11 protein-coding genes are annotated in these 21874 nt (G+C 69.9%); 5 read left to right on the top strand and 6 right to left on the bottom strand.

Going from position 1 to position 21874, the window contains the following annotated elements:
* Window positions 1-5: 5 nt before the first annotated feature.
* The 4 genes from PO78_RS19825 (at window position 6) to PO78_RS19810 (ending at window position 8152) form a co-directional block, all read left to right on the top strand.
* The gene (locus PO78_RS19825) at window positions 6-2147 is read left to right on the top strand and encodes a PAS domain S-box protein (protein ID WP_231570775.1); all 2142 of its coding nucleotides are present in this window, start codon (window positions 6-8) and stop codon (window positions 2145-2147) included.
* A complete protein-coding gene (locus tag PO78_RS19820) occupies window positions 2144-6367 on the top strand; it encodes a PAS domain S-box protein (protein ID WP_043746335.1) in 4224 nt (1407 codons plus the stop codon). Before PO78_RS19825 ends, PO78_RS19820 begins: the two co-directional genes overlap by 4 nt.
* 99 nt (window positions 6368-6466) lie before the next feature.
* Window positions 6467-7198, top strand: coding sequence for a PEP-CTERM sorting domain-containing protein (locus PO78_RS19815; protein WP_231570774.1), 732 nt, complete (start codon window positions 6467-6469; stop codon window positions 7196-7198).
* Window positions 7199-7399: 201 nt separating this feature from the next.
* Window positions 7400-8152: an SDR family NAD(P)-dependent oxidoreductase gene (locus tag PO78_RS19810; protein ID WP_043746329.1), complete on the top strand. Its 753-nt coding sequence runs from the start codon at window positions 7400-7402 to the stop codon at window positions 8150-8152.
* Between the two features lie 20 nt (window positions 8153-8172).
* Here the strand turns inward: PO78_RS19810 and PO78_RS19805 are convergent, their stop codons facing one another.
* The 3 genes from PO78_RS19805 to PO78_RS19795 are packed head-to-tail and all read right to left on the bottom strand — an operon-like array spanning window position 8173 to window position 11274.
* Entirely contained in the window at window positions 8173-8904 is a 732-nt protein-coding gene (locus PO78_RS19805) for an ABC transporter ATP-binding protein (protein ID WP_012585689.1), read from the bottom strand.
* Window positions 8897-10105 (bottom strand): ABC transporter permease, encoded by a 1209-nt coding sequence (locus PO78_RS19800; protein WP_051021759.1) that lies wholly within the window; start codon window positions 10103-10105, stop codon window positions 8897-8899. The genes PO78_RS19805 and PO78_RS19800 overlap by 8 nt, the downstream gene beginning before the upstream one ends.
* Before the next feature lie 8 nt (window positions 10106-10113).
* Window positions 10114-11274: an efflux RND transporter periplasmic adaptor subunit gene (locus tag PO78_RS19795; RefSeq protein ID WP_231570773.1), complete on the bottom strand. Its 1161-nt coding sequence runs from the start codon at window positions 11272-11274 to the stop codon at window positions 10114-10116.
* A 542-nt stretch (window positions 11275-11816) separates the two neighbouring features.
* Here PO78_RS19795 and PO78_RS19790 point away from each other — a divergent pair.
* Window positions 11817-13217, top strand: a complete 1401-nt coding sequence (locus tag PO78_RS19790) for an alpha/beta hydrolase (protein WP_156147866.1) — start codon at window positions 11817-11819, stop codon at window positions 13215-13217.
* Window positions 13218-13320: 103 nt separating this feature from the next.
* On the opposite strand, the gene PO78_RS23265 is transcribed toward PO78_RS19790, so the two are convergent.
* The 3 genes from PO78_RS23265 to PO78_RS19775 all read right to left on the bottom strand — a co-directional run bounded on the left by PO78_RS23265 (window position 13321) and on the right by PO78_RS19775 (window position 21866).
* Window positions 13321-17097: a patatin-like phospholipase family protein gene (locus PO78_RS23265; RefSeq protein WP_043746324.1), complete on the bottom strand. Its 3777-nt coding sequence runs from the start codon at window positions 17095-17097 to the stop codon at window positions 13321-13323.
* Between the two features lie 177 nt (window positions 17098-17274).
* On the bottom strand, window positions 17275-20124 hold the full coding sequence (fdhF, locus tag PO78_RS19780; protein WP_043746322.1) for a formate dehydrogenase subunit alpha: 2850 nt from the start codon (window positions 20122-20124) through the stop codon (window positions 17275-17277).
* Window positions 20121-21866, bottom strand: coding sequence for an NAD(P)H-dependent oxidoreductase subunit E (locus PO78_RS19775; protein WP_052484469.1), 1746 nt, complete (start codon window positions 21864-21866; stop codon window positions 20121-20123). Before PO78_RS19775 ends, fdhF begins: the two co-directional genes overlap by 4 nt.
* Between the last annotated feature and the right edge of the window lie 8 nt (window positions 21867-21874).

The following is a 21874-nucleotide window of genomic DNA, read 5'->3' as shown; positions in this document are numbered from 1 at the left end:
GTGCCATGATGACGCCGAGCACAGCCGACATCGCCGCAGCCTCCGCCATGGAATATCGGCGCGCCGGGCGGCCGGCGTCGTGGCCGCGCGCCGCGAGCGCGCCGCCCATCTCCCTGCGTCACATCCTCGCCGCGCTGTGGCTGGCGCTGATTCCCTCCACCTTGTTCGCACAGGTGCCCGATTTCCGCCAAGTGTTCGACGATCACGGCGTCGTGATGCTGCTGATCGACCCGGCCTCCGGGCAGATCGTCGATGCCAACCCGGCCGCGGCGGACTTCTATGGTTACGGACGCGATGCGCTGCGGTCCATGACCATCGCGCAGATCAACTCCTTCAGCGCGGAGCTGTTGGCGGCCGAGCGCGCCCTTGCCGAAAAGGAAAACCGCAACTACTTCATCTTCCGCCATCGACTGGCGAGTGGCGAGCTCCGTACCGTCGAGGTGTATTCCCATCCTTTCGAATTCGATGGACGTCCCCTGCTGCTGTCGATGATTCATGACATCACCCCCGGACGCAGTCTCGAAGAGGGGATGTGGCACTACCAGCAGCGGCTGGAAGAGTTGGTGGCGGCGCGCACGGCCGAGGCCGAAGCGCGCCATCGTGCCGTTATCGCGCTGCTGGCAGGATTGTCGGTCGCCGCGGTGCTGACCCTGGTCCTTGTCCTGGCCATTCGCCGGATCAAGCGCGCCGAGGCGGAATTGCGCGAGAGCGACGCCCTCTACCGCCATCTCTTTCATGCGAACCCGAACCCCATGTGGGTCTTTGAGCTCGCGACACTGCGCTTCCTGGCCGTGAACGATGCGGCAGTCAGCCACTACGGCTATTCGCGGGACGAATTCCTCTCCATGACGATCAAGGACATTCGCCCGCCCGAGGATCTGCCGCGCCTTTACGAGAATCTGGGCGAGTTGCCCGCAGGGGGCCTCGATCAGGCGGGCGTCTGGCGGCACTTGAAGAAAGACGGCAGTGTGATCGAAGTCGAGATCACCTCGCACGTGCTGGAGTTCGACAGACGGGAGTGCGAACTGGTGCTGGCGCACGACATCACGGCGCGTCGGCAGGCGGAGGAGCGCTTGCGCGAGAGCGAGGAACGCCTGCGTCTGTCCACCGAGCTGGCCCAGGTAGCCGTTTGGGACTATCGCGTGCCGACCGACCGCATGTCGCGCTCGAAGAACCACGACTCCCTCTACGGACTGCCCTGGCAGGACGACTGGGAGTTCGGCACCTTCCTCGACGTAACCCACCCCGACGACCGCGCACGCGCACACGAGACGATCCGGCAGTCGTTGGCGCCCGGCGGCCTCGACCACTATGCGTTCGATTTTCGTGTCATCCACCCCGACCAGAGCATCCATTGGCTGAGTGTGGTCGGTCAGGTGGTCGAGCGCGGTCCGGACGGGAGCGGCATGACGGTTCGCGGCACCTTGACGGACGTCACCGAGCGCAAGAGGGGCGAGCTTGCGCTTGCGCTCGCAGCCCGCCGTGACCAAGCCCTGCTGAACCTGCCGGAGGCCGCCGAGGCGCTCGACGAAGCCGCGTTCATGCAGCGTGGGCAGGAACTCGCCGAGGAACTGACCGGTAGCCGGATCGCCGTCATCCATCTCGTCGACGACGACCAGGAGACCATCGAGCGGGTCACCTGGCCGCGTGCCACGCTGGAACAGGATTGCCGGGCCACCCGCGACAAGCATTGCCCGGTCAGCCAGGCCGGCGTCTGGGCGGATGCCCTGCGTCTTCGCGCGCCCGTGGTTTTCAACGACTACGCCAATGCGCCCGACAAGCATGGATTGCCGCAAGGCGATGCGGGCCTGGAGAGGCTGATCAGCGTGCCGGTGATCGAAGACGGGCGGGTACACATGCTTACGGGGGTCGGCAACAAGCCCGAGCCTTATTCAGGCGCCGACGTGGAAACGGTTCGTCTGCTAGGTGAATCCATCTGGCGCATCGTCAGCAAGAAGCGCCAGCAAGCCGAACTTCGGCAAAAGCTCGCCGAACTGCAGCAGTGGTACGAGGTGATGCTGGGCCGCGAGGGGCGCATCCTCGAACTCAAGCGCGAGGCTGACGCCCTGCGCCAGCGGCTGGATGAACCGCGGCGCTATGCCGAGGACCTGGCAGATCTTCCGCAAGAGGGCGGGATCGCCGAATGAGCACCCCCGCCTCGAGCCCGACTCCCTCCGCAAGCCCGATGAGCCGCTCTTTCGGCGCGCGGCTGCTGCTCGTTCTGGCGCTATCGGTGGCGCTGATCGGCGCCGGCGGCCGCTGGCATTACCACAACCAGCAGGCCGAGGCCCGCCACTTTGCCGCGGAAACGCTCATCCAGATCGCAGACACGAAGGTCGAGCAGATCGCCCAATGGATGACGGAACGGTACGCCGATGCCGAGGCCATGCAGGATGTGCCGCAGGCGGCCCGCTACCTGCAGAGGCCGGACGACGCCCAGGCCCTCGAGAGTGTGCAGGCATGGATGAGCGGAATCCAGCAGCGTCACGGTTACCGCGCGGTGGCCTTGTTCGATGCGGCCGGCGAGCGGTGCCTGGCGGTTCCGGAAACGTATTGCGGCGATGCCGCGAACCTTGCGCATGGCCGCGAGCATGTTCGGCGCAATCGGTTGGCGCGCGAGGTCTCCTTCAGCGACCTGCATCGCCTGCCCGACCAGTCCATCCAGATGATCTTCGCCGCGCCGGTCGGCTTGTCATCCCAGGCGGGGGAGCCGGCAATCGGCATGCTGTTGGTCGTCATCGACCCGCGCCGCTTTCTGTACCCCCTGATCCAGCGCTGGCCCACCCCCAGCGCCAGCGCGGAAACCATTCTCATCCGGCGCGAAGGCGACGAGCTGGTTTCTCTGAACGACCTGCGCCACCGCGCCGATTCGGCGCTCAGGCTGCGGCTGCCGATCGCGACAAACCCGCTCCTTCCGGCGGCGATGGCGGTGCAAGGGGTGCAGGGCGTGGTCGAAGGCGTGGACTATCGCGGCACCCCCGTGCTCGCCGTCGTTCGCAGGGTCATGAACACGCCCTGGTTCATGGTCGCCAAGGTGGATGAGGACGAGATCCATGCGCCGGTGCGTCGGCAGGCCTGGACCACCGGACTGCTGAGCGTTCTGCTGATGCTGCTGGCCAGCCTCGGGGTCGCTCTGCTGTGGCGCCAGCAGCGGCTGGTGAGCGCACAGCAGGCGGCCGCCGTGCTGCGCGAAAGCGAAAACCGGTTGAGGAAGGCTCTGGATGTCCAGAACGTGGGCGTGATGTTCTGGGACGTGACCTCCGGCACCCTGATCGATGCCAACGACACCTTTCTGAAGATCATGGGTTACAGCCGGCAGGAGGTGGACGCGCACCAGTTGACCTGGCAAACGTTCACGCCGCCGGAATACATCGAGACGAGCATCGCGGAGATGGAGTCGTTCCGGGCGAACGGCCGCGTCGGCCCGTACGAGAAGGAATACTTGCGCAAGGATGGCTCGCGGCAATGGTTCGTGTTTGCCGGCAGCGCGCTCGACGAGAACAGGTGCGTGGAATACTGCATCGACGTTTCCGGCCAGAAGCGGGCGGAATCGGCACTCGCCGAAAGCGAAGAAAGACTGCGGCTCGCCTTGCAGGCCACGAACCTCGGCCTGTATGACCTGAACGTCCAGTCCGGGGAGGCACTCGTCAACGCGGAGTACGCCGCGATGCTGGGGTATGACCCCGAAACCTTTGTCGAAACCAATGCAGCCTGGATCGAGCGCATTCATCCGGACGACAGGGAGATCACGGCACGCGCCTACGCGGACTACGTGGCGGGAAGAACTGCGCAGTATCGGGTGGAATTCCGTCAGAAAACGCGCGACGGGGACTGGAAGTGGATTCTTTCGCTCGGCAAGATCGTCGCATTCGATGATGCCGGAAAGCCCCTCAGGATGCTCGGCACCCATACCGACATCACCGAGCGCAAGCGGGCCGAGGCCTCCGTGGCGCAACACGCGCGGGAACTGGAACGTGGACGCCAGGCACTGCTGAGCGTGCTGCAGGACCAGCGCCGTGCGGAAACTTCGCTGCGTCAGCTGGCGCTGGCGGTGGAGCAGAGCCCGGAGAGCATTGTCATCACGAACCTCTCGGCCGAGATCGAATACGTCAATGCCGCGTTTCTGGCCACCACAGGCTACACGCGCGAGCAGGTCATCGGCAGGAACCCGCGCATTCTGCAATCCGGCAGGACGCCGCGCGCGACCTACGACGCGATCTGGGCGGCGCTCACGGCCGAGCAGACGTGGAAGGGCGAACTGGTCAACCGCAAGGCCAGCGGCGAGGACTATGTCGAGTTCGCCCATATCGCACCGCTACGGCAGCCGGATGGCCGTATCAGCCATTACGTCGCGGTGAAGGAGGACATCACCGAGAAGAAGCGCCTCGGCGAGGAACTGGATCGCCACCGCCACCACCTCGAAGACCTGGTGACGCAGCGCACCGCCGAACTGGCGCAAGCGCGACAGCAGGCCGAGGCCGCCAGTCAGGCCAAGAGCGCCTTCCTGGCCAACATGAGCCACGAGATCCGCACGCCGATGAACGCCATCATCGGACTGACTCATCTGCTGCGAAAGGATGGTGTCACTCCGCAGCAGGACGGGCGGCTGGAGCAGATCGAGGCATCGGGCCGGCATCTGCTCGGCCTGATCAACGACATCCTCGACCTCTCCAAGATCGAGGCCGGCAAACTCGATCTGGCGCTGGAAGATTTTCACCTCTCGGCGGTGCTCGACCACGTCGCCTCGTTGATTCGCCCGTCCGCCCAATCCAAGGGCTTGCACATCGAACTCGACGGCGACGCCGTGCCGACGTGGTTGCGTGGCGACCCGATGCGCCTGCGCCAATGTCTGTTCAACCTGGCTGGCAACGCGGTCAAGTTTACCGAAAGGGGCAGCATCGTCCTGCGCGCCAAGCTGTTGAAGGATGGCGCGGAGGGCTTGCAGGTGCGCTTTGAAGTCGAGGACACGGGGATTGGCGTGACGCCGGCGCAGGGGCAGCGCCTGTTCCACGTGTTCCAGCAGGCCGAAGTCGGCACCACGCGCAAATACGGCGGCACCGGCCTCGGTCTGGCGCTGACGCGCAACCTGGCGCAGATGATGGGCGGTGAGGCGGGGATGGATAGCATCCCGGGCGAGGGCAGCACCTTCTGGTTTACGGTGCTGTTGCAGCGCGGCCACGGCATCATGCCCGCACCAACGGCGCGGCGCGCCGATGCCGAGCGGGCGCTGCGCCATGAGCAGGCGGGCACGCGGGTGTTGCTGGTGGAAGACAACCCCATCAACCGGCTGGTGGCATTGGAGCTGCTGCATGCCGTCGGTTTGACGGTGGAGACGGCCGAGGACGGCGCCGAGGCCCTGGAGCGGGTCAAGGCCGCCGACTACGCGCTGATCCTGATGGACATGCAGATGCCGGTGATGGATGGCCTGGACGCGACCCGCGCCATCCGCGCCCTGCCGGGCTGGCGCGACAAGCCGATTCTGGCAATGACCGCCAATGCCTTCGATGACGATCGCCGCACCTGCGTGGAGGCCGGCATGAACGATTTCATCGCCAAGCCCGTGGAGCCGGAGCGGCTCTACGCCACCCTGCACAAGTGGCTGCCGGGGCGAACCGGGAAGTTGCCGCCGTCGGCGTCCGACGAGTCGGACTTCGCACTTGATGAAGGCGACCACCCGTGCAGCGTTGCAGGTGCTGGCGTGATGGCGCCGCAGGCCGACCTGGCTCCGCTGGCCGCAGCGCCTGCGGAGGCCGCCGATGCCGAGCTGCGCACGCGGCTGTCGGCGATTGGCGATCTGGATCTGGAAAGTGGCCTGCGCACCTTGGGCGGTTCGTGGCTGGACTACCCGCCTATCCTGGGGCTCTTCGCCGAATACCATGGCGACGATGCACGCAAACTCGCCGAACAGATCCAGCAAGACGATCTTGCCGGCGCGAGGCGCCTGGCTCACGCGCTGAAGGGTGCGGCCGGCACGGTCGGCGCCACGATCGTCCATCGACTCGCCGGCGACCTCGAGGACGCGCTCAAGCGCGGCGACCGTGCGGAGGTGCAGGCGGCGCTGGTGCCGCTGACCGAACGTCTGCCCAGGCTGATTGCCGCGCTACAGGATGCTCTGGTGCAAGCCAATCGGGTAATGGTGCAGGAGATGCCTGCAAGACGGGTGGACACCAGCGTGCTGGTGCGACTCGAGGCCTTGCTGGCCGGGGACGACACGACGGCGATCAGCTTCCTTGCGGAAAATCGGCAGGCCCTGCGCGAGACCTTGCTGATGGACTTTGAAGAGGTTCGACGCCAGATCGAGGTGTTCGACTTTCCGGGGGCATTGGAAAGTGTGCGCGCGGCGCTTGCGGCCTTGGCGAGCAAGTAGCGTCGGCACGCCGGTTTCAGCGTCTGCAAGAGGACGACGGCGGGCTCGGTTCCGCGCGGCCGCGTCATTTTCCTTGCCTGTCACTTGCCACCGTCTAGAGTGAAGGATCAAGCCGGCGGGGTGGGTCAGGCTGGCAAGGCGCGGAGGATCGACGGATCCATCCACAGGCAGCCAATCGAGCTGCTGCAATCCGGCAGTGATCCGAATGTCCCCCACATCAATAACCCCGGGACTGCGCCGGATACGACCCAGGGTGGGGTGCTCGACTTCTATTGGTGGGACAACAACAATCAGAACATCAGCTCGCCGTTCAGTGCCGCCGATCTCGCCAGGCGTGGCCAGGGGGGCAGTCGGAGCGGCAACGCCGAGGGCGCCTATCAGGGGGTGAGCTGCGCAGCGAACAATAATGCCGGCTGCTATTTTCTTGCGCGTTTCGACTTCACCTCTGGTGCCGATGTCAATAGCCAGGTCAATACGATGATCTCTCCGGCAGGGAGGCAGAACTTCTCGAGTTATCTGAGTGTCGATAGCGGTGTGATGGGCTATTGGAGCGCCGCGCTCGATTCGGATTTCTTCACGCTCAACCCCAACAACCAACGATGCGGCGACCCGGGCGTCTCTTGCGTCCGCGCCAACGATATGCGAACGGCGGGCGACTTCACGAGGCTCGGTGCCGAAAATTGGGATGTCGCCAATACGGATATCATTGGACTGGGCAAGACTGGAACCTCGACGGCGTTCGTCGTGCCGGAGCCGACATCGCTCATCCTGCTCGGACTTGGCGTGGCGCTGATCGGCGTGAGCAGAACGGGGCGCCGGGCAAGGAGATGAAAGGATTCGGTGGGCCAAGGGTGTTCATCAGCAGGCGCGCATTCGAAATGCGCGCCTGCTTTCGTCTTGTGGGCGAAGAGCGTGAGCGCGACGCAAAGGAGGGCCTGATGAGCTGTCTGGAGATGGATGAGCAAATGGAAGACCTGACCCCATCGTATTTCAAATGGAAGACCTGACCCCATCGTATTTCAGGAGCGAGACATGGTGAGAAAGCTTGAAGGCAAGGTGGCCGTCGTCACGGGCGCCAGCAGCGGGATCGGCAGATCGATCGTCGAAAGCTATGCGCAGGAAGGCGCCCGGGTGGTGGCGTTCGCGCGCAATCTCGACGCCTTGAAGGCACTCGAGACCGCGTGGCCCGGGCAGGTCCGGGCCGTGGCGGGTGACGTGACCAGGGCCGAGGACCTGCAGCGCCTGGTCGATGAAGCCGTCCGCGTCCATGGCGGTGTGGATGTCGTCGTGCCCAATGCCGGCATCGCGCGCGTCGTGTCTTTCGCGGACAGCACCGCCGAAGCCTTCCATACGCAGTTCTCGGTCAATCTCTTCGGTGCGGCGGAAACCGCGCGTCTCTTCGTTCCCCACATCCGCAAGGGGGGCTCGATCCAGTTCATCACGACCTTCCTGACCCAGGTCGGCTTTCCCGGGCTGGCCATCTACAGCGCCAGCAAGGCTGCGTTGAAGTCCCTGTCCCAGACCCTGGCGGCCGAGCTTGCCCCCCTGGGCATCCGGGTCAACTCGATCGCCCCCGGCCCGATCGGGACGCCGCTGTGGGGCACGGTCGGGCTGCCGCCCGAGATCCTGGGGGCCGTCGCGGAGAAGATCACGTCCCGGCTCATGCCTGGCGCATTCGGTCAGCCGGAGGATATCGCCGAGCTCTCGGTGTTCCTCGCGTCGGACAGCGCCAGGAACATCTACGGCCAGGAAATCGTCGTGGATGGCGGCTACACGGTCGGATGAGCTTCGTCGCGCTCGCGGCCTCATGAGCCGTCGACCGGGCCAGAGTCCGGCGGCGCGGCGTTGTTGGGCCGGTCGGAGACGACGACCCCGTCCACGAGTTCGATGATGCGGTCGCAGCGGCGGGCGAGGCGGGGGTCGTGGGTGACGATCAGGAAGCTCGTGCCGAGTTGCCGATTGACCTCGCGCAGCAGCGCGAAGACCTCGTCCGCCGAGTGCGTGTCGAGGTTGCCGGTGGGTTCGTCGGCGAGCACCAGCGCGGGCGACATTGCCAGCGCACGGGCGATCGCGACGCGCTGCTGCTGGCCGCCGGAGAGCCGGTTGGCGAGCTGGCGCCGCTGCCGGGCCAGGCCGACGCGGTCGAGCAGCTCGCCGGCGCGCGCGAACATCGCCGCGTCCGGCCGCCCGCGCGCGATCAGCAGCGGCATGGCGACGTTCTCCTCGGCGGTGAAGGCGGGGATCAGGTGGTGGTGCTGGAACACGAAGCCGATGCGTTCGCCGCGCAGGCGGGTGAGGGCGGTGTCGTCGAGCGTCGCGGTCTCCTCGCCATCGATGACGAGGCGGCCGCTGCTGGGGCGGTCGAGCAGGCCGATCAGATTGAGCAGCGTGCTCTTGCCCGAGCCGGAGGGGCCGATCAGGGCGGCGAACTCGCCGCGCCCGAGGCGCAGGTCGATGCCGTGCAGGACTTCGTACTCCGTGTCGGCGCCGGCGTAGGCCTTGCGCAGGCCTTCGAGTTTCAGGACCGCGTCAGCCACGGATCGCCACCACCGGGTCGAGCCCTGCCGCACGCCGTGCCGGCAGCAGCGCCGCGAGGATGCCGACCACGCTGGCGCCGCCCGCGGCGATCGCCACCAGCGCGGGCTCGACGCCGATGTCGAACAGCGGCGTGCCGTCCGGGTTGCGCGCGAGCATCCGCCACAGCATCAGGAAGGCCCACGCCAGCGCCGAGCCCAGGAAGGATCCGAGGAAACCCACGATGCCGCCCTGCAGCAGGAAGATGCGCCGCATCTGCGCCTGCGTGGCGCCCATCGCGCGCAGGATGCCGATCTCCTTGCTGCGCTGGACCACCGACACCACCAGCACGCTGGCGATGCCGAAGGACACCGAGAGCGCGATGAAGAAGCGGATCACGTTGCTCGACACCCGCTGCGAGGTGAGCGCGGTGACGAACTGCGCGTTGGTGCGGATCCAGCTGTCGGCGATCAGGCCGGACTCGGCGGCGATGCGCTGCGCCACGTCCTCCGCGAGGTCGAGGTCGTGGAGGGCGAGGTCGATGTTGGAGACGCCGCCGACCAGGTCGAGCAGGGTCTGACCGGTGCGCAGGCCGACATAGACGTTGCGTGCATTGACGCCCTTGTTGCCGAGATCGAACAGCCCGGTCACGGTCAGCGTCTCGGCCTCGCCCTGCGCGCCGCGGATGCGCAGCTTGTCGCCGACGTCGGCGCCGAGGTCCTTGGCCAGCTCGATGCCGATCACCGCCTCGCCGGCGCCGACGCGCAGCTCGCCGGCGGTGATGCGTCCGCCGAGGTCGATGACCTGCTGGTAGCGCGCGGGTTCGATGCCGAGCAGGGTCACCGCCTTGCTGGCGTCGCCACGCACCGCGAACGCTGGGCCGGAGGCGGCCGGCGACACCGCGGCGATCTCGGGCCAGGCCTCGAGGCGGTCGCGCAGCAGTTGCCACTGGTCGATCGAGCGCAGCCGCTGCGCCTGCTTCTGCAGGCGGATCGCGTCGTGCCCGCTCGAGGCCTGCGGGCGCGCCACCTCCTCGGCCGGCAGCAGCACGATGTGCGCCTGCGAACTGAGCGTGCGGCGCACCAGGTTGGCCTGCAGACCGGACAGCAGCGCCGACATGAACACGATCACCGCCACGCCGACGCCGACGCCGACGATGATCAGCAGCGACTGCATGCGTCCCTCCTGCAGGAAGCGCAGCGCGGCGATCCATTCGAAGGGCATCCACGACTTCATGGCTGCACGCGCGTCCGCACCGCCCGCCCTGCGGGCACGTCGGCCGGCGCCGGCACCACGGCCTCGCCGGCGGCGAGGCCCTCGAGCACCTCCACCCTGCCGGCGCCGCGGATGCCCAGCCGCACCGGCTGGCGTGCGGTACGGCCGTCGCGCACCACCAGCACCCAGGGCTGCGCCCCGCCGGACTCGCGTACCGCCGCGGCGGGCACGGCCAGCGTGCGCTCGCGCCGCGCCGCCTCGATGTCGAGCGATACCGTCATCTCGTGGCGCAGGTAGGGCGGCGGCTCGGGTACGCGCAGGCGGACCTCCACCGAGCCGCGCTGGGCGTCCACCGAGGGGGCGATGTAGGCGAGCACGGCGGCGAAGCGCTCGCCCGGGTAGGCATCGGCCGAGGCCAGCGCGGCCTGGCCGGGGTGAAGCAGGGCGAGGTTCTTCTCGTCGATCTGCACGGTGAGCTCGGTGGCGCCGGCCGGGGCGATCGTCATCAGCGGCGTGCCTGGCTGCACGGTGTCGCCGGCCTCGACGTTGCGGGTCAGCACGGTCCCCGCGACCGGGGCGCGCAGGGTCGCGTAGCTCAGCCGGGTCTCCGCCGCGGCCAGCGCCGCGCGCGCCTGTTCCAGGGCGCTGCGCGCGAGCTCGATCTCGCTGCCGCCAGGCTGCTGGCTGGCGCGCTGCAGGCGGGCGCTGCGGACCTGGCTGTCGGCCACGTCGAGCGCCCGGCGCGCCTCGTCGAGCTGTGCCTGGCTGTAGAAGCCGCGCGCGACGAGCTCCTGCACGCGCCGATGGTGCCGCTGCGCCTGCAGCGCCGTGGCCTCGGCCTGGCGCAGCGCCTGTTCGGCCACCGGCAGGCCGAGCTCGCGCAGCTGGCGCAGGCGCGCCTCGCCCTGCACCACGGCGGCGCCGGCCTGGGCGACGGCCGCCCCCCACTCGCGCTCGTCCAGGCGCAGCAGCGCCTGGCCCGGCGCCAGCGTGTCGCCCTCGCGCGCCTCCACCGCCTGCACCCGCCCGGCGATCTGCGCCGATACCACGATGCGCTCGGGCGTGCGCACCCGCCCGCTCGCCACGATCGCCTGGCGCAGCGGTCCCTCCTCGACGAGGGCCACGTTCACCGTCTCGTGGTGGAAGGTGGCGAAGGCGAGCGCGGAGATCGCCAGCACGCCCGCGCCGACGCCCGCGCGCGAGCCGAGCAGGCGTCGCAGGGTGGAGGGGCGGCCGGCGCGGAGAGGATCGTCGGGGGTCTTGCCGGGTGTGTTCAGGATGATCGTGGCTCCGCTGTCGATGCCGCGGGCTGGGTTTGCTGCTGCGGGTAGGAGGGCCGCGTCGTGCCGCCCGGCCGGCGCCGACCGGCTCGGGGAGGTCCGGCGGGGTTCCGCGGACGGGGCTCGGAGGTCGGGGCAAGGCAGGGCGGACGCGGCGGGAACGCCCACGAGCCGGCGGGACCCGCATTGTCGCCGCCCGGCGCGGTCGCCGACAAGCGCCGGGGCTGTGCGGGGGGCCGCATCGGCCGGAGTCGCCCGTGCCGCTGCGCAGCCGACGCCACGCCCGCCGATGCGGCTTGGCTGGACAGGTGGTGTGCCGCTTCCTAAGCTGAATCGAGGGCGACGATGACGGGCAGGCATGACGGATGGCACGAGGCCCGGCACGCGAAGCGCCCCTTGCCCGTCGAACGACCGCCGTGCGGTCAGGGAGGGAGGCGATTATGAAGCGTGGAAGCGGAGCATTGCGCACAAGGCGGATCCTGACGGCGCTCGCCGCCTGCATCGTGGCGGGCTGTGCTTCGAACGAGGCTTATCACCCGTCCGCCGACGCCACGGCGTGCCGGAGCGCTCCGGACTCCGAAGCCTGTCGCAACAGCTATTACCAGGAGTTCGAATCGCACGATTTCGCCTTCGTCGAATTCACCGAGCGCGGTAATGCCTTCGACGACCGCAGGGTGGCGGACGTGCTCGACAGGATCGGGACCCGGGCGCGCGCGGGCGGGGCGGTGGTCGTGGTCTTCGTCCATGGCTGGAAGCACAACGCCAGCGAGGAGGACGGCAACGTACGCAGCTTCAAGGAAGCGCTGCGCACCCTCGGCACCATCCTCGGCCAACAGTACGGGGCGGGCGGCCTGCGCACGCGCCGGCTGGTCGGCGTCTATGTGGGCTGGCGTGGTGCCAGCATCCAGCTGCCACTGGTGGAGAACCTCACCTTCTGGGATCGCAAGGCGGTCGCGGAGGAACTCGGCAGCGGTTCGGTCACCCGCCTGCTGCTCGACCTCGACCGCGTCACCGCCGGGGAGGCGCGCAACGTGCTCGTGGTGGTGGGGCACAGCTTCGGCGGGGCGATCGTGGTGCGCGCGCTCACCGACGTGTTCACCGAGCGCGTGACCAACCGCGCGGAGCAGGGCCGCGCACGGCTGTTCGGCGACGGCGTGCTGGTGCTGAACCCGGCGATCGAGGCCAACCAGGCCTTGCCCTTCGTCGAGGCGGCGGTCGAGCAGCCCTACGCCCCGAACCAGCTGCCCCTGTTCATCTCGATCAGCTCGGATGCCGACGCGGCCACGCATTACGCGTTTCCGCTCGGCCAGACGATCGGGCTGCTCACCTGGCGGCAGGCCGACCTGCAGCGCACCTACTACCACGACCGTGAGGCGCCGAGCGAGGCCATGCCCTTGCGCGAGCGCCATCTCGACGCCACCACGGTGGGCAACTTCGCGCCCTTCCTGACCCATCGCCTGCACGCGAGCGGGCAGGGCGCGGCGGTGAGCTTCGAGATGACGCGCTGCGACGCGGTGCCCGAACACTGCACGCCCAAGGGCTGGACGACCTTGTCCGGCCAGCCCACGATCGGCCCGCTGCCGGCGAACTATCCGCTCTACTTCATCAAGACCGATGAATCGGTGATGGCCGACCACAACGACATCTTCAATCAGCAGGTGCGCAGCTTCGTGTTCACCGTGATCGACGACGTGGTGCGCAGGAGCCTGCGCGAGACGAAGGCGGCCGATGCCGCCAGAGCCCTCGCGGTGCCGGTCGAGCCGCCCCTGATCGCCGACCCGGGGCGCTTCACCGCCCGCATGAACCAGATCTGGACGGTGGTGGGGCCGAAGGTCGATTGAGCGCTGCTCCGACTGCATCCCGTCGCGCGCGGGCCGCTTCGGGGCGGAAACCGCGGCGCGGGCGAGTCGCCAAGGACTCGCCCGCGCCCTTCGTGCCGCCGATTCATTTGGCTTCGCCCGCCCTGGCGGGGACTTCGGGGCCGATCCAGACCTCGATCACGCCGCGCGTGGGCTTGAGCGATGGCGCAAGCGGCTCGACTATCCAGTTCGGCTTGTTCCGGCACGCTTGGTCGTCCTGCTGCGCTTTCCGGCACTCGCCCTCCTTCTTCTCCTGCTTGCACCGGGCGACGTTTTGCTGCGTACCGTCACACTCGGCCGCGGCTCGCAACTCCCGTGCGCAGGCGAGCGAGCCGGCGTCGTGGTAGCGCACGGTCGTCCGTTCGACCGGCCGCGGCGGGGGGCGCTGCTTCGCGCGTGCGCTCGCCACCACGTCCTCGATTGGCGGCACCGAGGCGCCTAGTTTGCGCCAGGGTTCGCGATAGGTTCGCACCGTGTCGCGTTGGTCGGGGCCGTGGATCTGCACGTAGATGGTCTTGCCGCTACAGACGGGCACCGTCGGTGTCGGGGCGCTCGTCGGCTTCGGTTGCGGCGCGGGCGTCGCAGCCGCGGGCGCGCTGTCGGGAGGGCTTGCGCACAAGGCCCGTCGGGCATTCGCGCGCTCCTCCTCCGCGCTCGCCTTCGAATTGGCGACCGGGTCGCCCGGATGCGCGCTGAGGTTCCTCGTGGCGCCCGACCCGTAAAGATAGGCCCAGTAGTGTGGCTGCCTTCCTGCAGGAGGATCCTCCCTGCGCTTCGCAAAGCAGATCTGGGGCCATGCCTGGCGGTCTTCGACGGGACGCGCCTGGGCGTCGAGCAGCGCCGTACAGGCAACGCTGCGCGTTCGCGTCTCGACCAGACGGCAGCGTTCGATCGCCTCGTCGAAGATTTCCTGCACCAGCCTCGATTCGGCGAGCCAGTCGGCCTCTTCCGATGGGCACAGCGCATCCGCATGGTGCAGGAAGGCGCCCGCCAAGGCGGTGAGCGGCGGCTCTTCCTGCTTCAGGGTCTTGTCGCAGCGATCGAGCTCCGGCAGCTTCGCCCATAGCTCGGTGATCTTGTGGATCGCATCGCGCTCGGCCTTGCGTTCCTCGGCCATCGCTCCGAACGCGCCGTCCACGGCCTGCCACGACGACACCAGCACCGTGGCTACTGCGCCGATGCCGATCGAGGCGCTCACCGCGCTGTTGCGGATGCGCTCGGGCAGCCGGCTGGCCGCGGCCTCGGCGACGGCCGCGGCCGCTGCGGCCGCGCCCGCCGGCATTGTCGCCGGGGTAACGGAGGTCCGGGGCGTTGCCGCGGTGAGGGCGCCGGTGTCGGACTCGAACAGGGCCGCGTTGCGACTGCGCAGCTCCTCCAGCAAGTCCGCATCGAGCACGTCGCCGAGATTGAAGCCGAGCTGGTAGTAGCTCTCCCACTGCGCCTCGTCGAAGAACTGGTCGGCGGTGGTCTGCTGCGGGAAGGCCGGGTTGCTGGCGGCGAAGTTGATCAGGTCGACCGGCAGCCCGGCGCTGATGTTGGGCTTGACCAGCACGAGCCAGCCCGGCTCGGCCGTGTCGACGTAGCGCACGCGCGCGAGCGCGAGGCAGGCGTTGCTCTTGCGCGAGGCCAGATCGTTGAGCGAGCCGAACAGCGCCAGCCCGGCCGGTCGCGCCGCACCCTCCGCACAGGGACGCGGGCGCAGGAACTCGATCTCCGCGCCCAGATCGATGCGCGCCTTGCGCACCAGGTTCTCGAGGTCGCCGAAGCGATAGTCCGGGTCGGCGCCGCAGTCGGCCACCACGATCATGCCGCAGCGCTCGGCGAGCAGGGCGTAGGCGCCCGTGATCTCGAAGTGACCGCCGTCGCTCAGGAACCAGTCGGGGCCGCTGCTGCCCTTGAAGTTGCAGAACACCTCGCTGAGCAGGCCGCGCGACTTGGCTGCGAGGCGGCGTTTCGGGCGCTGCAGGTTCTCGCGTGCAGCGCGCGTCCACCAGTAGCCGAGGCGGATGCCGGCGAAGGCCAGCAGCGCCGAGATGCCGCCGCGCGTCTGGCTGCCCAGGCCGGGCGACACCGCGGCGCCCGAGATCGCCACCCACGAGCCCAGGCCGAGGGCGCCCCGGCCTTCCATCTTTTCCCATTGCCCCAGCCCCACCCGCACCCAGCCCCGTGGTCCCACCGTCAGCGGGAGGCCGCGGCGGTCGCGGTTGAACAGCCCGCCACGCGGATCGTGCGTCTGGTTGATGCAGACCCCGATCAGATGCACCGGGCCGCCCTGCCGGTGCGGCGCGTAGGCTTCCAGCGCCAAGTCGTCGCCCGCGTCGGGGGCGAACACGCTCTTGTGGGCGAGGTGCGCCGCGCCGTTCTCGGAAACGACGCCGATGGGGCCGAGCGGGTCCTGCCGGTCGAAGCGGGCCGGGTTGGCCGCGCCCAGGTAGCTGCGCACCAGGCGTGCACGGTAGAAGGTGTGCAGCGACGAGAGATTGAGGAATTCGAAGTTGCGCCCGGTGGCGAGCACGTAGCCGCCGGCGGCCGCAGCGATCACGAGCAGCCGGAGCCAGGGCGCACCGAAGTCCACCGCCCAGGCGGTCGCGACGAGGTTCGCCGCGCAGTTGGTCGCGACGAGGTCCTCCGCGCACTTGGTCGGGAACATCGGCCCCAGCGCCGCCGCGTGCACCAGCGAGACCCACCACGCGCACAGCAGGAAGCTGAGAACGTAGCCGGCGAGTTGGCCCAGGCTCAGCAGCAGCTTGCCGCTGATTCCGCCCTGGGGGCCGCCACCCAGCACCGGCATCGCCGCCCGTAGCGCGGCGGCGGCCACCGCCAGGGCGAGCGCCGTGTTGGCCTGCGCCTCGAACTCGAAGGCGAGGAACCACGCCACCCGGTCCACCAGCCCGAGCAGCAGTACGACCGCGATCGCCTTCATGCAAAGGGATTGCCAGTCGGCCAGCCAACGCCGCACCGCCTCCTCGCGGAGCCGCAGCGCATCGCGCGCGGTCTCTTCGAAGAGGTGACGCAGCAGGAAGCGCGCCCACGGGATCGCGATCAGCCAGGCGGTGGCAAGGCCGATCGTTCCCCAGGTCAGCGCCATCCGGATCGCATGACCCGGTTGCCCTTGCGGGCCGATGAGGGTGTCGCGAAAGCCCACCAGCAGCCCGCATGCGATCGCCAGGATCCCCCATTGCACGGCGAGGTAGCCGGGCCGCCAACCGGGCCGGCCGGCCGACGCCACCCAGGGCACGACCCAGTACGCCGCGGTGGCCAGGCCGCCGAGCACGGCCAGCACCGGGATCGCGGCCGGCCACAGCGTGGGCAGCCAGAGCGGCAGCCAGCGCAGGGCCTCGATGCGCTCGCCCGTCACCCACTCGTCCGTCACCCAGTGCGCGATCGCAGCCCACACGCCCACATCGATCGTCGCCAGCGCCACGCCGAGCGCGAGGGCCAGCGCGCCGAGCTCGAGGTGGATCGCAAGCAGGTTGCGCAGGAAGATGGCGAACGCGAAGGTCCGGTCTGCCGGCCCGCGCGGCACCAGGTAGCGGCCGTTGGCGCGCAGCCACCAGCGAAACCAGCGTGGCTCCTGGGAGCCGAAGGCCGCGAAGATGGCGCGGGTGTCGTCCGCGGAGCGTGCGCCGTGCAGCAGGCGGCCGAGCATGCCGCCGATGTAGCCGCCGCCGGACACGGTCGAGAGCAGGTCGAAGCGTTCGAGCAGGCGGTTGCGGGCGAGCACGCCGAGCAGGCCGAAGCAGAAGGTCGCGCTGCGGATGCCGCCGCCCGACAGGGCCAGGCCCCATTTGTCCGCGACGCCGTCCTTGCGCCCGAGGGCCGCGCGCCGTTCGCCCACCAGTTGGTCGATCTTCTCGCTCATGGCACCGTCCTCCCCGCCGCTGGTGCGAAGCCGCGAACACCGTTTCGCGCGCACAGTGTCTCTATAGCACCCGAACTCTGCGCATGACAGCATCAAGGACGGCCGCGGCGGTGCCGCGCGGACCCGGTGCACCAGGGCCGCGGCCGTGGCGGTCGGGGAGGGCGCTGCCCGCGAGGCTCAGCCGGGGCCGAGCCGGCACGCCGCGTACTTGAACTCCGGAATCTTTCCGTACGGATCGAGGGCCGGGTTGGTGAGCAGGTTGGCTGCGGCTTCGACGTAGCAGAAGGGCACGAAGACCATGCCCGCGGGCATCAGCGGATCGGCGCGGGCGGCGAGCGTGATGCGGCCGCGGCGGGTCTCGATGCTCAGTGCGGCACCGGGAGCGAGGCCGAGGCGCGCCAGTTCGGCCGGGGCCAGCGTCGCCACCGCGGCCGGTTCGAGCGCGTCGAGCACCGCGCTGCGCCGCGTCATCGCGCCGGTGTGCCAGTGTTCGAGCTGGCGGCCGGTGATCAGCACCGTGGGCCAGGCGGCGTCGACCGGCTCGTCGGGCGGCAGCGGCACGGCGGGGCGGAAGCGCGCGCGTCCGCTCGCGGTGGGGAAGCGGTCGTCGAAGACCACGTCCTTGCCCGGGGCGTCCTCGGCCGGGCAAGGGGTTGTGACCGCTCCCTCGCGCTCCAGACGCGCCCAGTCGATGTGGTCGAGCGAGCGCATCGCCCGCTTCATCTCGGCGAAGACTTCGCGCGGGTGCGCGTACTGCCAGTCGAGGCCGAGGCAGCGGGCGAGCTGCTGGAGGATCCACCAGTCGGGCCGCGCCTCGCCGGGCAGCGGCACGGCGGCGCGGCCGAGCTGGATCTGGCGGTTGGTGTTGGTGACGGTGCCGTCCTTCTCGGGCCAGGCCGAGGCGGGCAGGATCACGTCGGCGAACTGCGCGGTCTCGGTGACGAAGAGGTCCTGCACGACGAGGTGCTCGAGCCTGGCGAGCGCGGCGCGGGTGTGGTGCAGGTCGGGGTCGGACATCGCCGGGTTCTCGCCGAGGATGTACATGCCGCGCACCCGGCCGGCGGCGATCGCGTCCATGGTCTCGACGACCGTGAGGCCGGGCTCGGCGGGGAGCGGCGTCGCCCACAGTTCCTCGAAGGCGGCGCGGTACTGCGCGTCGCCCACCGGGCGGTAGTCGGGCAGCACCATGGGGATCAGGCCGGCGTCGGACGCCCCCTGCACGTTGTTCTGCCCGCGCAGCGGATGCAGGCCGGTGCCGGGGCGGCCGACATGGCCGGTGGCGAGCGCGAGCGCGATCAGGCAGCGCGCGTTGTCGGTGCCGTGCACATGCTGCGAGATGCCCATGCCCCAGAAGATCATCGCGCGCTCGGCGGTGGCGTAGAGGCGGGCGATGGCGCGAATCTCGTCCGGCGCCACCCCGCACAGCGGCGCCATGGCCTCGGGCGTGAGCGGTGCGACGTGGGCGGCGAGCGCCTCGAAGCCCTCGGTGCGCGCGGCGATGAAGTCGCGGTCGCACAGGCCCTCGCCGACGATGACGTTGAGCATGGCGTTGAACAGCGCGACGTCGCTGCCCGGCGTGAAGCTCACCATGCGGTGGGCGTGGTGGCCGAGCACCAGGCCGCGCGGGTCGAGCACGATCAGCCTGGTGCCGCGCTTGGCGGCCTGCTTGAAGTACGTGGCGGCGACCGGGTGGTTCACCGTCGGGTTGCAGCCGGTGAGGATGACCACGTCCGCGTGCGCGGCCTGCATGAAGGAGGCCGTGACCGCGCCCGAGCCGATGCACTCCATCAGCGCGGCGACCGAGCTGGCGTGGCACAGCCGGGTGCAGTGGTCGACGTTGTTGGAGCCGAAGCCCGTGCGCACCAGCTTCTGGAACAGCCAGGCCTCCTCGTTCGAGCACTTGGCGCTGCCGAAGCCGGCGAGCACGCCGGGGCCGTGGGCGTCGAGCAGGCGGCGGAGGCCGGCGGCGGCGAAGTCGAGCGCCTCGTCCCAGCTCGCCGGGCGGAAGTGGCTGAGCGGATTCGCCGGATCGAAGGCGGGATCCACGCCCTTGGGCACGCCCGCGCGGCGGATCAGCGGCGTCGTGAGGCGGCCGCGGTGGTTGGGGTAATCGAAGCCGAAGCGGCCCTTCACGCACAGGCGGTTCTCGTTGGCCGGGCCGTTGCGGCCCTCGACGAAGAGGATGCGCTCGTCCCGGACGTGGTAGGTGAGCTGGCAGCCCACGCCGCAGTAGGGGCACACCGAATCCACCTTGCGCTCGGCGCAGGCCGAGTCGCCGCGGCCCTGCGCATCGACCAGGGTGGCGGGCATCAGCGCGCCGGTGGGACAGGCCTGCACGCACTCGCCGCAGGCCACGCAGCTGCTGTCGCCGAGCGCATCGTCGAAGTCGAAGACGATCTTCGCACGTGCACCGCGGTGGGCGAGGCCGATGACCTCGTTCACCTGCACCTCGCGGCAGGCGCGCACGCACAGGCCGCAGGTGATGCAGGCGTCCAGGTTCACGTGGATCGCGGGGTGGGTGCGGTCCGGCTGCTGCGCTGCGGGGCCGCGGTCGGCGGCGGGCAAACGCATGTGCTCGACCAGCTCCCAGAAATCGCTGGAGCGGTCGGGGCTGTGTGTGCGTGCCGGCTGCTGCTCGAGCAGCAGTTCGAGCACGCCCTCGCGCGCCTGCCGTGCCCGCGTCGAGCTGGCGCTGCGTACCACCATGCCCGGCTGCGCCGCGCGGATGCAGGAGGCGGCGAGCACGCGCTCGCCCTCGATCTCGACCATGCAGGCGCGGCAGTTGCCGTCGGCGCGGTAGCCGGGAGCGTCCTTGAAACACAGGTGGGGGATGCGCTCGCCGGCGCGCAGTGCGACCTGCCACAGCGTCTCGCCGGGGAAAGCCTGCACCGCGACGCCGTCGAGGAGGATCTCGAAGGCGTCCGCACGCTGGTCGAGCGCGTCGTGTGCTGCCGCAACAACTGGCGCCATCGCCAGGTTGGGGGGCTTGGGCGTGGAGCCAAGGGCCTTGCGATCGTGCCGGCTCATGGCTGCAGCTCCCCGGTGTCGCGGGCAGGAGGCCCGGCATGCAGCCTCACCCCGGCGCGCGCGAGCTCGGCCGGGAAGAAGCGCAGCAGGCTGCTCACCGGGTTGGGCGCGGCCTGGCCGAGGCCGCAGATCGAGGCGTCGCGCAGGGTCTGCGCGAGGGCCTGCAGGCGCGCCACGTCCCAGTCGTCCGTGCGCAGCAGCGCGAGCAGCTTTTCGGTGCCGAGGCGGCAGGGCGTGCATTGGCCGCAGGATTCGTCGGCGAAGAAGGCGAGCAGATTGTCGGCGACGGCGCGCAGATCGTCCTGGTCCGAGAGCACGATGATCGCCGCCGAGCCGATGAAGCAGCCATGGGGCTGCAAGGTGTCGAAGTCGAGCGGCAGGTCGGCGAGCGCGGCGGGCAGGATGCCGCCCGAGGCGCCGCCGGGCAGGTAGGCGAGCAGGCGGTGGCCGGGCTGCAGGCCGCCGCAGTGCTCGTCCACCAGCTCGCGCAGGGTGATGCCGGCGGGGGCCAGGTGCACACCGGGCTTGTTCACGCGGCCAGACACCGAGAAGCTGCGCAGGCCGCTGCGCCGGCGCCGCCCCTCGCCGGCGAAGGCGGCGCCGGCGGCGAGCAGCGGGATCCAGTACAGGGTCTCGACGTTGTTCACCAGCGTCGGTCGGCCGAAGAGCCCGGCCTCGGCGACGAAGGGCGGGCGATGGCGCGGCTTGCCCGGCTTGCCTTCGAGCGACTCGATCAGCGCCGACTCCTCGCCGCAGATGTAGGCGCCGGCGCCGCGGCGCAACACGATGAAGCCGGGTGCGACGAGGCCGGCGGCCTCCAGTTCGGCGATCGCCTCGCGCAGCACCGCGTGCAGGCCGGGGTATTCGTCGCGCAGGTAGACGTAGATCGCCGCCGCGCCCACCGCGAGCGCGCTCGCCAGCGCGCCCTCGAGCACCCGGTGCGGCGCCGTTTCCAGGTAGTGGCGGTCCTTGAAGGTGCCCGGCTCGCCTTCGTCGGCATTGACGACCAGGTAGCGCGGCGCGGCGCCGGCGCGCACCGCCTGCCACTTGCGCGCGGTCGGGAAGCCGGCACCGCCGAGGCCGCGCAGGCCGGCTTCGGCGAGCCGGGCCTCGAGCGCGGCAACGCCGGTCTCGCCGCTCCGCAGGCGCTCCAGCAGGGTGTAGCCGCCTGCGGCGCGATAGTCGGCGAGGCGCTGCCAGGCGATCGGTTCGGGGTCGAGCGCTCCGCGGGCGAGTGCGGCCAGGACCGCGGCCGGGGTCGCGCGGCTCAGGTGACGGCGGCCGAGCTGGGCGACCGGGGCCTGGTCGCAGCGTCCCATGCAGGGCGCGCGCAGCACGCGGATGCGCGCCGGATCGAGCGCGGCGTCGAGCGCCGCGCGCAGCGCCTGCGCGCCGGCGAGCTGGCAGGGCAGGGAGTCGCACACGCGCACGGTGAGCGCGGGTGGCACCGGCTCGTCCTCGCGCACGACGTCGAAGTGGGCGTAGAAGGTGGCGGTCTCGTACACCTCGGCCATCGGCAGCCGCATCCAGTCGGCGAGCGCGCGCAGGTGGCGCAGCGAGAGGTGGCCGAAGCGGTCCTGCAGCGCATGCAGGTGCTCGATCAGCTCGTCGCGCTCGCGGCGGGCAGCGCCGAGCAGGGCCTCGATCTCGGCGAGCGCGGCGGGATCGGTCTGGCGTCCGCGCAGGCCGGGGCGGGTGTGCCGGCCTGCGGCTTGGGAGGCGGAGGGGGAGGGAGAAGGCATGGCGATCG

Origin of the sequence: Thauera sp. SWB20 (genome assembly GCF_000831325.1) — a bacterium.
GTDB lineage: Bacteria > Pseudomonadota > Gammaproteobacteria > Burkholderiales > Rhodocyclaceae > Thauera > Thauera aminoaromatica.
The sequence above is the reverse complement of the archived record's forward strand: the minus strand, read 5'-3'. Positions and strand labels throughout refer to the sequence as shown.